The following is a 16,462-nucleotide window of genomic DNA, read 5'->3' as shown; positions in this document are numbered from 1 at the left end:
TTATCAGACTTTTGACTTTTTTTCCGTAAATTGCGATAAAATGGATTTAAGTTGTAATGGTTTACTTGATACGATGAACAGGGGGATCGGATCCGATGGAGAAAGTACTGATGTTAAGTGAAAAAAGTGTAATGGACGACCATACCAAAATGCTTAAGGAGAAGATGATGCTCGAGCACTTCGTGACCACTTATCTGGGAAACAAGAAGATTCTCGTAATCCGTGTATCTGAAGATGAAAAGCAGATTCTGGAAGAGCTTGAAGAGATCAGCAGCAGGATGGATAGAGCTTTTCTGCTCCTTGATGGTAAAACACTGACGCCAGAAATGATCAGGGAAGTGGACAAGAGAAAGGATGAGTCTCTCCTTGTTGCGGTGAAAAATCTGAGTCAGCTGAGAAATCTGGATAAACTTGAAGAAGCGGCTGTGATCAGAGCAATCATGAATATGGCTGATCCGGGCAATCTGGAACTGGAATTCCATAAGGACAGCTCATTTATCTTCCTTGCTCAGGATAACTTTCCAGGACCGGAAATGGCATCCATCAGTCTCACCTGGGCATATGAAAGTGTATTTCTTGACTGCAGAGACTTCAGGACCAAGGTGATGAATCATCTGAAAAGCTACAAGGAGAAGTTTCTGAGACTAAGTGAAAGTGTGGAGTATAAAGGCAGAAAGTATGATCATATTCTGCCTGAGAAATATTATGAGATGAATTTCTCACCGGAAGTTTCTGAAAAACTGATCAGTTCCAAATTTCTTTCCACCATCAACTGGAACAGATTTTCCCATCATCTCAATTCATCCCAGGTCATGGCAGTGAATTTCTTCTATCCTCTGATCAAGCATCAGGAGCTGGATGTATTTCTAGGTCTCGCAGGTATCGATGATGAAATCATCTACGATGAAAAACATATCGTTTTCGATAAAAAATCGGAAAAAGAGAATACCGAAGGGCGAAGGACCTGCTTTGATCTCTATCTGAAGCTGAAATCTGGTAAGGAAGTGTACATCAAGACGAATTATACCAACGGATGCTATGGAAGAGCTGTGGATGAAGGGTATGCAGAGCGCTACAGAGAGGTCTATGAACCCATGCTTAAAGGCTCTGATCTTCTTAAAGAAGAATACAGAACGGAAGCGTTTTTTATGGACAACTACAGATTTATGAGGAGCATTGCTCATCTGGATAAAAACAGTCACCTCATTGTGATTTATCCACGAGAAAACTGGGAGATCAGGGAAAAATCTCTGAAATTCAAGGATGAGATACTCGAACCAGAATACTCTGGAAATTTTGTTCCCATAGCATGGGAAGAACTCCTGGGGCTTACCATTGAAAAAGTTAAGGACAACAATGTTGCTGTTTTCTATGACTCCTGGTTCAAAGACAAGTATTTCAGATACTGATGCCCACTGCATAAAGGAAGTGAATAAAGTGGAGAATAATGACTTCAAGTCCGTAAGAAGCTGGATGCACCGAAATGCACGACCCATTGATCTTGCCAGATGGGCATATCATTTTGAAGAGGGTTCCAAGGATCGTGTCATCGATGCACTCTCATTTTATCAGAATGAAGACGGAGGATTCGGTCATGCTCTGGAACCGGATTCATGGAATCCAGGATCAACACCGATCACCACAAACACTGCAGCCGAAATCCTGAGAGAAGTGGCTCATCAGGACAGGAAGCATCCCATGATTAAGGATATGCTTAGATATCTGGAATCCGGTCACGGCAAAAATGAGGATAAATGGCTTTTTTCCATTCCCGAGAACAATCACTATCCACATGCACCATGGTGGAGTGCAGAAGATGCGGGTACAGTCACAAAGTTCAATCCTACGGCGTCACTGCTTCGCTTTATTCTGGACTTTGGAGACTATGATTCTGACCTTTATATGATGGCACTGAACGAGATGGAAAAGATGAAAACGGAATTTTTCGAGACTCATGAACCCAGCATGCATGATCTAATCTGTCTGGAAGCCATAAGACCCTATCTGGATGAAGAAAGGCTGAATGAGCTGGAAGATGAAGAAATTGAAAAGAATCCGGAAAACTGGAAAGACTATACCTGCAGACCTTCCGCCTTCATTAAGGACCCGGATCATCCGCTCATGAAAACACAGAAAAAGCTGCTTGAAGTTGAGCTGGATCTTCTGGAAAAGACCCTTCATCCCAGCGGATACTGGGAAATCAACTGGACCTGGTCCGATTTTGAGGAAGAATTCCATATTTCAAGAAACTGGTGGAGAGCAGACCTTACTCTGAAAAATCTGCTCCTTCTGAAAGCTTTTGGCAGACTGAAATGATGAAAGATGAGTAAAGATCAGTAACTGATAAATCTTCAGATTTCAAAGATCACAGGATATCAAGGACCTTAACCGGTCCTTTTCTCATCTGCTGTTTCCATAATTTCCCGTTTGCTGTAGTATAATAATCACTGTAGATGAAACTTAAGGAGACAGTTATAAGTATGGAATATTTTAAGGAAATGGACTTCTGCACCGTCTGTCCGAGGGACTGCGGAGTCAATAGAAATAAAGGACAGATGGGGTACTGCAGAGCAGGAAGCGAGCTTCTTGTTGCAAGGGCAGCTCTTCATATGTGGGAAGAACCCTGCATATCAGGGGATAAGGGGTCAGGAACCGTATTTTTTTCAGGATGCAATATGGGGTGCGTGTTCTGTCAGAACCATGAGATTGCAAAGGGACAGGTCGGGAAGAGCATAACGGTAGAAAGACTTTCTGAAATCTTCCTGGAACTGAAGGAAAAGGGTGCGGAAAACATCAATCTGGTCACCCCAAGCCACTATGTGCCTCAAATCATAGATGCCCTCCGAAGAGCAAAGAATAAGGGAATGAATCTGCCTGTGGTGTATAACAGCAGCGGATACGAAAAGGTGGAGACCATAAAAAGCCTGGAAGGACTTGTTGATGTCTATCTTCCGGATTTCAAGTATCTTGATTCTGATGCTGCGAAAAAGTATTCAAACTGCTCTGATTATGAAGTTCATGCCAAAGCTTCATTACAGGAGATGGTCAGGCAGACCGGGCATCCTGTGTTTGATTCAAAGGGTATGATTCTAAAGGGCACAATAGTCAGGCATCTCAGTCTTCCCGGACTTCTTCATGACTCCAAAGATATCCTGACTTATCTTTGTGACACTTATGGAAGAGAAATCTTCATCAGCATCATGAATCAGTACACGCCGGTTATAAAGCTTGAAAAGTATTCCGAACTTAATCGTAAAGTGACCATGGAGGAATACGATGAACTCATTATGTTTGCCAGACTGATCGGTATCAGAAATGCCTATATACAGGAAGACGAGACACAGGATGAGAGCTTTATTCCTTCTTTTAACGGTGAAGGTGTTTAGAATAAAGAGTTAAATAGAAGTGGGGAGGAGTGAAAATGGAACTTCTGAAAAAGATGAAAAGAAAAGAACATCAGGAAATGATCTTAATCAATGCGCCCGACTCTTTCTCAGGGTATCTTTCAGAAATGAGAGAAGTCCTCTCGATAAGAGAGGGACTGGGTGAAGATCATGCGGATTTTCTTCTGGTGTTCTTCACCAGCATTGATGAGATAGAGAAACTGGCACCGGGTATTCTGGAGAATGTGACGGAGGATCCGTTAGTCTGAGCAGCTTATCCAAAGAAGTCATCCAGAAATCTGAAATCAGATATCACAAGGGATAAGGGCTGGACGGTTTTCGGTGAGTATGGCTTCGAACCGGTCAGCCAGATTTCCATCGATGACGACTGGTCCGCGCTCAGATTTAGGCTCGTAAAGAACATCAGAAACTTCAAAAGAAACGAGAAGATGATTCTGTCAGAAGAAGGCAGGAGCCGGTCCGAAAAGGAAAGCGGCGAGATCAGGTAATGTAAATGTGAAGAGCATGGAAAACTTCATCATTTCAATCAAAAGGAGAAGAACATTCGAGGGTGTTCTTCTCCTTTTTCGGGTTAAGGATTTATATACGGGTAGATGCCTTGCTATGATAACTCAGTTTTGACTGTCCTGTGTAATGAGCTTTTTCATATCGCTGACGATTTCAATTGTCGAGTGACTCACTCTCAGTTCCCAGGTCATGAACCGGATTTTATTCTTTATTTTTTCAATCTCACCCTGATCGTTTGTAGAGACAAAGATCGTAACATTCATGGCATTTTCCTCGCCGTCTATGGACCAGATATGCAGATGGGAAACAGCATGAACGTGTTCGATTTTCAGAATGTCTTTCTCCAGTCTGTTAAGGTCTACATGGGCAGGCACACCTTCGAGAAAAATATGCATGGTGGAAACGAAGAGGGGAAGAGTCTTTACAAAAATGAATATGGAAATCATGATGGATAAGATCGGATCCAGAATATACCAGTCGGTAAAACGAAGTATGATGCTTACAATGAGTACCCCAGCCCATCCAAGAAGATCTTCCAGCATATGGACATTCAGAACCTTCTCATTCTTGCTTGACCCTTTACTGAGCAGCCATGCGGCATATCCGTTAAGGACAATGGCGATGACTGAAAGAAAAAGCATTCCTTCAGCGTTGACCTTTTCAGGGTGAAAGAGTCTTGGAACGCTTCTTGTGAGAAGCAGAAGCGACCCCAGAAGGAGAACGGTAGCGGTGATCAGGGCGCCCATCAGAGAAAATCTCTGGTGACCGAAGCTGAAACGGTTGCTCGGTTCCTTCTGGGCATACTTCTGGAAAAACCAGGAGAGTCCAACGGAAACCGAATCACCGAAATCATGGATGGCGTCGGAAAGTATAGCCACACTGTTGAAAAGAAGACCAAAGACCACTTCAAAAATGGAAAAGAAAAGATTGAGGAAAAAGACGATTCTGATATTTTTTATGGACTGCTCAGGATCAGAAAAATCAGTATGGGCGTTGTGACTCTTTATTCCAGAATGCTTATCTTCACTGACATCAGAAGCTGATTTCTTAGGGAATGCAATAATCTTTTCCTGTGCCAGAATCATACTGACCTGATCCTCATCCATTTCTTCTGATAGCGTCAGTTCACTGGTATCATAATCGATGTGGACATCCTGACCATGTTTCAGGTTAGAAAGCTTAGATTCAAGTCTTTCACCGCAGTCTCTGCAGTGGACACCTTGCAGTCTGTATATTCTCATGGAGAGCACTCCTTTATTTATGTAATCGAATACAGGTTTATTCAGGCATAATGAGCGGATCATCCTGATGTCGCCATAGTGTAATCGTATCATGGCTTAACTTTATTGGAAATCATTAATAGTGAAAAATATGTATCTAAATAATGAATAATTTATCGTTTTAGGATATCAATAATGCTTTATATTTCTGAATGTATTAAACCTGTACGAACAGGATTGACAACGATTGCAGTATTGGTTAAAATTAAGTCGAAGCAAACATATTAAGGTTTGTTTAAATTATTGCAGATGAGTTGAAACAGAATAATCCTGCAGATGAGACGCTTTGAAAATTGGCTGAATTTTCAAAGTATTACCGAGGCTGTTTTATTCTGTCGATTTATCTGCAAAAAAAAAGAGAGGGGAAAAAAGAATGAAAAAAAACCGTAAACTTGTCATCTTGTCAGCACTACTTTCAGGAATGATGCTTCTATCCATCGGTTGTTCAACAGGAACTGATGACGGAGAAGAGGGAAATGGCGGAAGTGTGGACATTGGTATTGTTCTTCCCACAAAAGACGAACCTCGCTGGGTTCAGGATGAAACCAGATTCAAGGAAGCTCTTGAAGACACAGACTACTCTGTAGAAATTCTATTCAGCCAGGGATCTTCCGCAAAAGAAAAAGAAAATGTGGAATCACTTTTAACAAAGGGCATTAAAGTCCTCATCATCTGTCCACAGGACGGCGATGCAGCAGCGGCAGCAGCAGAAGCGGCAGCAGCTGAAGGCGTTAAGGTTATTTCCTATGACAGACTGATCACTGGAACAGAAGCTGTCGATTACTATGTAACATTCGACTCCATTGCTGTCGGCGCAGCTCAGGGACAGTATCTCATAGACAAAGCAACTGGCGAAGGAAACCCATTATATCTGTATGCTGGTGCAGCATCAGACAACAATGCATTCCTGTTCTTTGAAGGTGCATGGAGCGTTCTTCAGCCTAAGATCGCAGACGGCACATTTGAAATCAAGAACTCACCAGAAGCTGTTACACTACAGGATAAAGCAGAACTGACAAGAGACGAAATGTCCAAGATCATCGGTCAGATTACAACAAACTGGGATTTCAATGAAGCGAAGAACAAGGCAGAATCCCATCTGACATCTGCTTCCGCTGAAGATAAGGGTGATGTATTTATCCTTGCTCCAAATGACGGAACAGCAAGATCCATAGCAGATACATTCGGTACAGACTCTGACGTGACAAGCTTTGTTGTTACTGGACAGGACGCTGAAATGGCTTCCGTACAGTATATCATCGATGGAAAACAGTCAATGACAGTATTTAAGGATGTCAGAACACTTGTTAAGGACTCCATAGATATGGCGGTATCCGTACTTAAGGATGAAACACCAAAAACTACTGGCGCTTATGACAACAAGTCTAAAGAAGTTCCAGCTAAGCAGACAGAAGTTATTACTGTAGATCAGGAAAATGTAAAGGCAGCTCTTATTGACTCAGGTTACTATGAAGCTTCCGAATTTACAGGTCTGGAATAAATCTCGTTTGAGATAATATTTAGATGATCATTATAGTGAAAGCCTTCATGGCTTTCACTATTTATGATATGGGTGAAAATATGATGATGATTTCATCAGCTTGCAGTTCTTAAAGCTGATCAATCATGCGTTAAGAGGAGAGGGAAATTATGGAAAAAGCCCTTAAGACCGACTATATCCTGGAAATGAAAAACATCACAAAGGTCTTTCCAGGGGTTAGAGCGCTGGACGATGTGAACTTCAAAGTAAAAAGAGGTGAAATTCATTGTCTTGTGGGAGAAAACGGAGCCGGAAAATCGACTCTGATGAAAGTTCTCTCAGGAGTATGGCCACATGGCTCTTATGATGGAGATATCATTCTAAATGGGGAAATTCAGAAATTCCAGGGCATTCATGACAGTGAAAAAGCGGGAATTGCTATCATATACCAGGAACTGGCTCTCATTCCGGAACTGACTGTTTATGAGAACATCTATCTCGGCCATGAAATCAAAAAAGGCAGAACCATCGACTGGAATGAAACCATACAGAAGTCACAGGAAATGCTGAGACGTGTAAGACTCAACGTCAATCCTGAAACCAAGATCAGGGATCTCGGTGTGGGTAAACAGCAGCTCGTGGAAATTGCAAAAGCATTCAGCAAGAATGTCAATCTGATCATTCTGGATGAACCAACGGCAGCATTGAATGATGATGACTCAGCTAACCTTCTTAAACTTCTGAAGGAACTCAAGGAGGAGGGCGTAACCTCCATCATGATCTCCCATAAGCTTAAGGAAGTCATCGAGATTGCAGATACTGTTACGGTGCTTAGAGACGGTAAAACAGTCTGTTCACTTTCCAAGGAAATGGGTGAGATATCCGAACCGGTTCTCATCAGGAACATGGTCGGTCGTGCCATCGATGATATCTTCCCAAAGAGATTGGAGAAAAATATCGGAGAAGTGCTCCTTGAAGTGAAGAACCTGAATGCAGTAGATCCTGTCTCAGGGAAGAAGATTCTGAAAGATGTCAGCATTCATGCTAAAAAAGGTGAAGTCGTAGGCATCGCCGGACTCATCGGAGCTGGAAGAACAGAGCTTGCAAGGAGTATTTTCGGAAATCCCAAGGGATACAGAATGGATGGAGACATCTATCTTAACGGAAATAAGATGGACTTCAAGCACCCGAAGGATGCCATCAAAGCCGGAATCGCCTATGTCACAGAAGACCGAAAAGCCGAAGGGCTGATCCTTCTGCAGGACATCAAAAACAACATCACTTTAGCAAACCTGAAAGGTATAGCCAGTAATGGTATCGTCAATGAAAATGAAGAGATCAATATCGGGGAGCATTACAGAAAATCCCTGAATATCAAAACTCCTTCCGTTGAGCAGCTCATCAGAAATCTCTCCGGTGGAAACCAGCAGAAGGTATCCATCGGAAAATGGCTCAACACCACACCACAGGTGCTGATTCTTGATGAACCGACAAGAGGAATCGATGTCGGTGCCAAGTTCGAGATCTACACCATCATCAACAGTCTGATCAACCAGGGGATGAGCATTATTATGATTTCCTCGGAGCTTCCGGAAGTACTCGGGATGAGCGATCGTATCTACGTGGTGGCTCAAGGTAGAATCACGGGTGAACTCACCGCTGAAGAAGCGACTCAGGACAAAGTCATGGAACTTGCTACAATCTAGGAGAAGTGAAGGAGGATTAATCATATGGAACTTTTTAATGATCTCAAAACTATGCTGAGAAAGAACATCAGAGAATATGGAATGTTCATTGCTCTCTTTGCAATTATGCTCGTTTTCTCGATTTTAAGCGACGGCGTTTTCATGTCGCCAAGAAACATCAGCAACCTGATCAACTCAATGGGTTATATCGCAGTTCTTGCTGTAGGTATGACACTTGTTCTGATCATCAAGCACATTGACCTTTCAGTAGGTTATGTGGCAGGCTTCATGGGTGCAGTTGCAGCTATGCTACTGACTACCTACAAGCTTCCCGTGGCTGCAGTGCTTCCGATCATTCTTGTGATCGGTATTGCGATCGGACTTTTCAACGGTGCCCTCGTTGCAAAACTGCATATCCCGGCCTTCGTTGTATCGCTTGCAGGCATGCTGATTTTCAGAGGAGCTCTGCTTCAGGTCACCGCAAAAACAGGAACCATCATCATTCCAAATAAGACATTCAATAACATCGGTACAGGTTATATTCCGGATCCCTTTAAACTCATTCCGGGCTATCATACCCTGACCATTGTTCTTGGAGCACTGTTTATCGTGTTCTATGTATGGTCTCAGTTCAAAAACAGAAAGAACAAGCTGAAGTATAACTTTGAAGTCACACCCATCAAGATATTCTATCTGAAGATGGTTTTCATATCATTTCTGATCGGATATGTGACATGGATTCTTTCTGACTACAACGGTTTATCATGGACTGTCGTCATTGTGCTGATTGTTGTGGCAATCTACCACTTCCTGACCACAAAGACAGTACTTGGAAGGCACATCTACGCCGTGGGCGGTAATGATGAAGCAGCTACATTAAGCGGTATCGATGTCAAGAAAGTCACCATGTTTGTGTTTGCATCCATGAGTATGCTCGCAGCGCTTTCAGGCATTCTCTTCACAGCAAGACTTCAGTCCGCGACGGTAACTGCGGGTACTGGCTTTGAACTTGATGCCATCGCTTCAGCCTATGTTGGTGGCGTTTCCGCTGCAGGAGGAGTAGGTAAAATAACCGGATCCATTATCGGAGCTCTGGTTATGGCATCCCTTACAAGTGGTATGAATCTTCTTAATGTAGGTGCATCCTATCAGTATATGATCAGAGGCGCGATCCTTATCCTTGCAGTCATCTTCGACGTACAGACAAGAAAGAAGAAGTAGCAGCAAAAAATTAAAGAAGCGATTCTGAAATCGTGACCCGGACATCCACAAGCTGGCTGATCTTGGGTCACTTTTTGTTTACCGGCTGATTAAAAGAAATGGTCTTTAGTTAATTTTCGTGATGAGGTATGATGAAGAGAAGAAACATAAATGTGATGGATTAAGATTTAGAACATACTGATTAGAGTGAGCAGGAGTACAGATGAAGAAGATTGACAGCATCTATAAAAAGATTGATGAAGACTATGAACGTAAACGGGACTTTCAGGAAGAGATACTTTCCTGGTATCATGAACACAGAAGAACCATGCCTTGGAGAGAGGAGCCTCTGCCATACTATATCTGGATTTCGGAAATCATGCTTCAGCAGACCCGTGTGGATACGGTGATTCCTTATTTTCACCGATTCATTGAAAAATATCCGGATATCCGGTCTCTTGCGGAATCCGATATGGATGAGCTCCTGAAATACTGGGAAGGTCTTGGATATTATCAGAGGGTTAGAAATCTTCGCTTCACAGCCATAGACCTTATGGAGAATCATGGTGGAAGGCTTCCAGGAACCTATGATGAGCTGGTGAAGCTTAAAGGAATCGGAGCCTATACAGCAGGCGCAATCGCCTCAGAAGCATTCGGAGAGAAGGTTTCTGCTGTAGACGGGAATGTGTATCGGGTTATGGCCAGACTTACAGGAGAAAGAGGAGACATCAGAGACCGCATCGTCATGACAAGGCTTAAGGAGACCGCGGAAAATCTTCTGCCGGACAAGGATACGGGAGACTTCAATCAGGGGCTCATCGAGCTTGGAGCGCTGATATGCATGCCTAAAGGCAGTCCGAAATGCGGATTATGTCCGGTGAGAAGCCATTGCAGAGCTTATGAGGAAAATCTTCAGGACGAAATCCCGTTAAGGCGCAGAAACAAGGAGAGAAAAATTGAAGAAAGAACTGTTCTTCTTATGGACGCGGACGGCAGATACGCCATCAGAAAACGTGAAGAGGGGAAGCTTCTTGCCGGGCTTTACGAAATTCCCCATGAAGAGGGATTCTATTCCAAAGAAGAGGTGGAGGCGCTTATAGAAGATATGGGCATGGAAGTGATCTCAATTGAAGGGCTTGAAGACAGAAAGTTTCTGTTTACCCACATCGAGTGGAGACTTAAAGGGTACCATATCAGAATCAGGAGGGAACAGGGAGACTTCATCTTTGAAACTCTCGAGAACATTTCGATAAACTACACCCTTGCTACAGCCTTCAGGGACTACTTCACCGAGCTTGGCGAAGCCACTCAGCAGTCGTTTCTGTAAGAGCTGAAGTTCATCATCATTTAGTGAAGGAGAGATTGAAATGCCATTTCATATCGTCAGAGGAGACATTACTGTAATGGATGTGGATGCCGTCGTCAATGCGGCAAACACCTCGCTCAGTATGGGTGGAGGCGTCTGTGGTGCAATATTTCTAGCCGCAGGACCCAGAGAGCTTCAGAAAGAGTGTGATGAAATCATGCAGTGCCCTGTTGGACAGGCAGTCATCACAGATGGCTATCAGCTCAAAGCGCGCAAGATCATCCATGCTGTCGGTCCCATCTGGCAGGGTGGAGGAAACCATGAGGAAGAACTGCTTCGGAGCGCTTATGTAAGCGCACTGAAGCTGGCCAGAGAAGAGGATCTGGAGTCCATAGCATTTCCTCTGATCTCATCTGGCGTCTACGGATATCCTAAGGATGAGGCGCAGAAAGTGGCGGTTGAAGCCATCACCGGTTTTTTACAGGATGAGGATCTCACGGTCTATCTTGTCATCTACGATCATAATTACTTTAAGATCAGCGAAGAGAAGCGAAGTGCTCTAAAGGAATATATCAGGAAGTACCATCAGGAAGAAAACAGGAGAGGAAGAAAGTTATCGGATAACCTTATGAATCTCGAGAGACTGGAAATTCCGGTCCTAAGTGTAGACGAAAGTCCCCAGTATATGAAGCATTCATCGCTTGAAGACATCCTTGCCAAACTGGATGAACCTTTTACGAAAACCCTCTTCAGGCATATAGATGAGAAGGGGCTGGATGAGGTTGAAGTCTATAAAAAAGCCAACATCGACCGAAAACTGTTCTCCAAAATCAGAAGCGACATAAACTACAAGCCAAGCAAACCGACTGCGATCGCTTTTGCCATAGCGCTGGAGCTGAACCTTGATGAAACGCTTGATCTTCTTGCAAGGGCTGGTTTCACCTTATCCCATGCAAGTAAGTTCGATCTCATCGTTGAATACCATATTAAAGTGAACAGGTATGATATTCATGAAATCAACTCGGCACTCTTTGATTTATGCGAAAAGACCCTCGCCTGATCCATTGTCGCCCGACAGGCGACCATTTCCCACTCCCGTTTTGTTATCCTTAAGACAGATTAAACAAGGAGGATAAGAAAATGAGAGAAAAAAGAACAGATCTTGTCATGATTCTTGATCGGAGCGGGTCCATGAGCGGCCTTGAAAGTGATACAATCGGCGGCTACAACTCCATGCTGAGCGCTCAGAAGAAACTTCCCGGTGAAGTACTTGTTACGACAGTGCTCTTTGATGACACCTACACGCTGCTTCACGACAGAAAAGACATCCGTATGGTTTCGCCCCTGACCGCAAAGGACTACCAGATCGGTGGAACGACCGCTCTTTATGATGCCATCGGTATTACTCTGCATCATATCGAAAACAAGTACAGAGAAAAAGGGAAAAGCGGCCATGTCATCGTAGTCGTCACAACAGACGGCATGGAGAATGCAAGCAGAGAGTACAGTGCCTTTGCCATCAGATCCATGATCGACCGACTCAGGAAAACCTGCGGCTTCGAGTTCATCTTTCTGGGTGCCAATATGGATGCTGCTGAAGTGGCCAGTGATTTCGGTATCTCAAGAGACCGCGCCGTTACCTATCACGCAGATGAGGAAGGCACAAGAATGAACTTCAAGAGCATAAACTATGCTGTAGAGAATCTTAGATGCTCAAATGTCATTCCAGATGACTGGAAAGCCGAAATTGAAAAAGACTACAAAAACAGAAAAAAGCGAAAATAATTGATCAGAAGCGTGAGAAATTATGGACTTGGAGAGGAGAAATCCTCTCTTTTTTATGATTGAGCATACAAGCGATTTACAGAAGAAAATTATCCAAGTTGTTTACGGTAAATTAATTCAATATTTCGTAATTAGATGGTAAGATTAAGAGGTGAGATAAATAATACTTGGGGGTAGATATTTTATGGCTATAGAAAGAAAAGTCCTTTCAGGGAATGAAGCCGTCGCAAGAGGGTTTTATGAAGCGGGAGGGCTGCTCGCATCCAGTTATCCGGGTTCACCTACGGTGGAACTTCTGGAATCAGTAAAACAATATGATGGAATATATGCAGAATTCTCCGTAAATGAAAAGGTTGCGGTGGAAGTTGCCATAGGAAGTTCATTCTATGGTGCAAGGTCCATGGTGTCCATGAAACACGTGGGCGTGAATGTAGCTATGGATCCGCTTATGACCTTTACCCAGACACCGATGAACGGAGGATTTGTTCTTGTCACAGGAGATGATCCAGGTATGGCCAGTTCTCAGAATGAGCAGGACAACAGAATCATCGGTAAATTTGCCAATATGGGTATCCTATATCCGGGCAGCAGTCAGGAAGCCAAGGATTACACAAAGATGGCTTTTGAGATTTCAGAACAGTTTGAAATACCGATGCTTCTGGATATCACCTCAAGAGTCTGTCACGGAAGAGGAATCGTAATTGAGGAAGAAAGAATCGAGCATGAGCCGAAGGGCTTCACGCCGGATAATTCAAAATATACGATGCTTCCTCCGATCACCCATGCGAGGCAGTTCGCCATGAAAGACAGAATTGAAGCGCTTTCCGAGTACGCTTATGATGCTCCGATGAATACGCTGGAGGAAGTTGAGGGATCAGAGGTCCTGCTTATTGCAACAGGACTTGCCTATCATAATCTGAAGGAGCTTAGGGTTCCTTACAGCGTGTACAGACCCGGGCTTGTCTATCCGCTGAGCGAAAGAAAAATACGGGAACTTTCAGAGAAATATAATAAGATTATCGTCATTGAAGAAATGATGCCTTTTATCGAGAATGAGCTTAAACTCATGGGCATAGCCTGCGAGGGGAAGAAGTGGTTCTCCTTCACCGGAGAGCAGAATGCGGAACAGATCGAAGAAGGACTTTTCAAAGCAGGCCTTTTAAGTGACCAGAAGCTGAATCTCCTTGAACGCAGAAATACGGTGTCAAGACCACCGATGTTCTGCTCAGGATGTCCACATAGACCTGTGTTCGACATTCTGAAGAAGATGAAAGTCACAGTCATGGGTGATATCGGATGCTATTCAATGGCTGTACTGCCGGCGTTTGAAGCGTCACACACCATGATCAGCATGGGTGCGACTGTGGGCATCACAAAGGGTATGAATAAAGTCATGCGCATGAGGGGAGACGACAAGCCTCTTGTTTCTGTTATCGGGGATGGAACATTCTTCCATTCGGGCATGACCGGATTTGCAAATCTACTTCATCAGGCGGAAGAAAACGACAATATGACCTTCATTGTCCTGCAGAACGGTACTACAGCCATGACCGGCGGTCAGGGTAACGGTTCTTCAGGTAAATACGATGTGAATGACGACATGAACATCGACATCAAGAGCATCATGAACACCATGGGTATCGACAATGTCCAGTATGTGGATCAGTTCGACTATAACCTGTTCAGAGATACACTGAAACAGGAAGTGAAGAAGAAAGGGATTTCCGTCATCATCGCCACAAGGCCATGTGCGCTGAAATTCAAAATCAAGGAACCCAATTACTTCGTCGATCCTAAAATCTGCATCGGATGCAGAAGCTGTGTCAACACAAACTGTCCACCGATCAGAATGAAGAGCTATACAGGCATCGACAAACTGAAATCTTCCATCGATCCGTCCATGTGCGTAGGCTGCGGTGTCTGTGCGCAGGTATGTCCGGTCGGAGCCATCAAACAGTCACAAAGAGGAGGCCAGAAGGAATGGATATGAGAAGCATCATCATAGCAGGAGTAGGTGGACAGGGGCTTGTCCTTGCCACACGAATCATATCGGAAGCGGCATTTCTCTCCGGAATGGATGTCAAGACCAATGATGTCGTCGGTCTTTCCCAGAGAGGCGGAACCGTATGGGGAAGCATAAAGATGGGCGAAAAAGTGTATAGTCCAAACATACTTCCTCGTGAAGCGGACATCATTCTAGGCATGGAGCCTCTGGAGGCTTTGAGATGGAGCCATAACCTGAAAGACGGGGGAACAGTCATCTTAAACACCAATAGGGTTTATCCCACACCGGTGCTCCTTGAAAAGGAAGAATACCCGGAGGAAGAAATTGAAGCGCTGAAGGAAAGATTCAATGTCATAGAGATCGATGCTCAGGTGGAAGCCAAAGCATCAGGAAATATCCGTGCGGCAAATACAATCCTCATCGGACTCCTTTCGAAGTATCTGGATATCAGCGATGAAGTCTGGTATGAAGCGCTTAAGGGATTTGTGCCGGCCAAAGCGGTCGAAGAAAATCTGGTCGCCTTCAGGAGGGGAAAAGAGTATGTCGGACAGTAAAAGGCTGTTCATCGGAATCGAGCTCAATCAGATCCATAAAGAGAATCTGTCGGAAACCGGAAAAAGGCTCAAGATGTATACCTCTAACGGTGATCTCACTCCGAAGGACAATCACCATATCACCCTGAAGTTTCTCGGTGAGACGAAAGACAACAGAATTCCGGTCATCGAAGAGACCATGAAGGAAGTCGCAGGAAGATTTCATCTTTTTCTTTCCTACATGGGTGATATCGGAGCGTTCAGTAAAGGAAACAGAAGTACGCTGTGGATGGGGATAAAGGATAAAGATACTCTTGTCGAAATGCAGAACCGTCTTGATGAAGCGCTCGAGAAGCTTTTCTATAAGAAAGATGAGACACCCTATGTGCCCCACATCACCATGATCCGTAATGCGGAACTTCTGGAAGGGTATGAGGATGTAGAGCTTCTAAGCAGTAAACTTAAACTTCCGAGACTGCCTATCCTTATCGATAAAATGGTGCTGTTTGAGAGTACCCGGGTGGAGGATGAACTGAAATATATCAATATCTATGAAGCACCATTAGCGGTCAGAAGAAATGAGGACATTTCACAGACAACCATCAGATCCATCTGATGGATTAATTCATAAAATAGATACAGCCTGTACTTTGAACATCTAATTATCCTATGAGAGAATTAATCAACAGAATATCGGAAAGGAGACATTTAGATGAGTGTACACATATTTCTCAATTATGCCGGTGACTGCAGAGAGGCTGCAGAGTTTTACAGTCATGTTTTCCAGACAGAACCTCCAGTCTATATGACCTATGGAGAAGGCGCGCAGGATCCTGAACATCCCCTTCCACAGGAAGCGATGAATCTTATCATGTATACTGAGCTTCTTATCGAAGGAGACACGATCATGCTGATGGACGCTTATCCACCGATAGATCTGCAGCTGGGCAACAACATGAGTCTTACGGTGGTCTGCGATGACAGAGAAAAAGCTACAGAGTATTTCAACCGTATGAAGGAAAGAGGAACTGTAGATATGGAACTTCAGGAAACTTTCTGGAGCCCACTCTATGGAAGCATCATCGATGATTTCGGGATCATCTGGCAGTTCAATGTGGATCCGGATGAAGGAGAAATTATATCGAAATATGATTCCTCTCCAATAGGTGATTTCAGTCCTGAATACTGATCAGAAAGAGAGAAGGCAGCAGAGGCTGCCTTCTCAGACTGTAGACAAAGTAGTTAGAGTTGAAAAACTTTGACTGCTTTTCTTTTTT

General features: G+C 43.8%; 15 protein-coding genes. 14 read left to right on the top strand and 1 reads right to left on the bottom strand.

Features of this window, described 5'->3' with window-relative positions:
* The first annotated feature begins 95 nt into the window (after positions 1-95).
* From RTX25_RS06025 to RTX25_RS06010, 4 genes are all read left to right on the top strand, one after another.
* Positions 96-1,409 carry a PGN_0703 family putative restriction endonuclease gene (locus RTX25_RS06025; protein ID WP_312651765.1) on the top strand — a complete coding sequence of 438 codons (1,314 nt, stop codon included), beginning with the start codon at positions 96-98 and terminating at the stop codon, positions 1,407-1,409.
* A 28-nt stretch (positions 1,410-1,437) separates the two neighbouring features.
* Positions 1,438-2,316, top strand: a complete 879-nt coding sequence (locus RTX25_RS06020; protein WP_312651763.1) for a hypothetical protein — start codon at positions 1,438-1,440, stop codon at positions 2,314-2,316.
* Positions 2,317-2,480: 164 nt separating this feature from the next.
* Positions 2,481-3,386 (top strand): radical SAM protein, encoded by a 906-nt coding sequence (locus RTX25_RS06015; RefSeq protein ID WP_312651761.1) that lies wholly within the window; start codon positions 2,481-2,483, stop codon positions 3,384-3,386.
* A gap of 35 nt (positions 3,387-3,421) precedes the next feature.
* Positions 3,422-3,652 (top strand): hypothetical protein, encoded by a 231-nt coding sequence (locus tag RTX25_RS06010; protein WP_312651760.1) that lies wholly within the window; start codon positions 3,422-3,424, stop codon positions 3,650-3,652.
* A 363-nt stretch (positions 3,653-4,015) separates the two neighbouring features.
* Here the strand turns inward: RTX25_RS06010 and RTX25_RS06005 are convergent, their stop codons facing one another.
* Entirely contained in the window at positions 4,016-5,152 is a 1,137-nt protein-coding gene (locus RTX25_RS06005; protein ID WP_312651758.1) for a cation diffusion facilitator family transporter, read from the bottom strand.
* A 412-nt stretch (positions 5,153-5,564) separates the two neighbouring features.
* Here RTX25_RS06005 and RTX25_RS06000 point away from each other — a divergent pair, with 412 nt between their 5' ends.
* The 10 genes from RTX25_RS06000 (at position 5,565) to RTX25_RS05955 (ending at position 16,374) form a co-directional block, all read left to right on the top strand.
* The gene (locus RTX25_RS06000; RefSeq protein WP_312651756.1) at positions 5,565-6,692 is read left to right on the top strand and encodes a substrate-binding domain-containing protein; all 1,128 of its coding nucleotides are present in this window, start codon (positions 5,565-5,567) and stop codon (positions 6,690-6,692) included.
* A 149-nt stretch (positions 6,693-6,841) separates the two neighbouring features.
* Positions 6,842-8,377: an ATP-binding cassette domain-containing protein gene (locus RTX25_RS05995; RefSeq protein ID WP_312651754.1), complete on the top strand. Its 1,536-nt coding sequence runs from the start codon at positions 6,842-6,844 to the stop codon at positions 8,375-8,377.
* Positions 8,378-8,401: 24 nt separating this feature from the next.
* Positions 8,402-9,577 (top strand): ABC transporter permease subunit, encoded by a 1,176-nt coding sequence (locus tag RTX25_RS05990; protein WP_312651752.1) that lies wholly within the window; start codon positions 8,402-8,404, stop codon positions 9,575-9,577.
* A 202-nt stretch (positions 9,578-9,779) separates the two neighbouring features.
* Positions 9,780-10,883, top strand: a complete 1,104-nt coding sequence (mutY, locus tag RTX25_RS05985; protein WP_312651750.1) for an A/G-specific adenine glycosylase — start codon at positions 9,780-9,782, stop codon at positions 10,881-10,883.
* A 40-nt stretch (positions 10,884-10,923) separates the two neighbouring features.
* Positions 10,924-11,922, top strand: coding sequence for a macro domain-containing protein (locus RTX25_RS05980; protein WP_312651748.1), 999 nt, complete (start codon positions 10,924-10,926; stop codon positions 11,920-11,922).
* A gap of 80 nt (positions 11,923-12,002) precedes the next feature.
* On the top strand, positions 12,003-12,647 hold the full coding sequence (locus tag RTX25_RS05975) for a vWA domain-containing protein (RefSeq protein ID WP_312651746.1): 645 nt from the start codon (positions 12,003-12,005) through the stop codon (positions 12,645-12,647).
* A gap of 184 nt (positions 12,648-12,831) precedes the next feature.
* Positions 12,832-14,637 (top strand): thiamine pyrophosphate-dependent enzyme, encoded by a 1,806-nt coding sequence (locus tag RTX25_RS05970; protein WP_312651744.1) that lies wholly within the window; start codon positions 12,832-12,834, stop codon positions 14,635-14,637.
* The gene (locus tag RTX25_RS05965) at positions 14,628-15,206 is read left to right on the top strand and encodes an indolepyruvate oxidoreductase subunit beta (protein ID WP_312651742.1); all 579 of its coding nucleotides are present in this window, start codon (positions 14,628-14,630) and stop codon (positions 15,204-15,206) included. The genes RTX25_RS05970 and RTX25_RS05965 overlap by 10 nt, the downstream gene beginning before the upstream one ends.
* Positions 15,193-15,801 carry an RNA 2',3'-cyclic phosphodiesterase gene (thpR, locus tag RTX25_RS05960; protein WP_312651740.1) on the top strand — a complete coding sequence of 203 codons (609 nt, stop codon included), beginning with the start codon at positions 15,193-15,195 and terminating at the stop codon, positions 15,799-15,801. The genes RTX25_RS05965 and thpR overlap by 14 nt, the downstream gene beginning before the upstream one ends.
* 96 nt (positions 15,802-15,897) lie before the next feature.
* Complete coding sequence (locus RTX25_RS05955) at positions 15,898-16,374, top strand: VOC family protein (RefSeq protein ID WP_312651738.1); 477 nt, start codon at positions 15,898-15,900, stop codon at positions 16,372-16,374.
* Positions 16,375-16,462 lie beyond the last annotated feature (88 nt).

Origin of the sequence: Proteiniclasticum sp. (assembly GCF_032054185.1) — a bacterium.
GTDB lineage: Bacteria > Bacillota > Clostridia > Clostridiales > Clostridiaceae > Proteiniclasticum.
The sequence above is the reverse complement of the archived record's forward strand: the minus strand, read 5'-3'. Positions and strand labels throughout refer to the sequence as shown.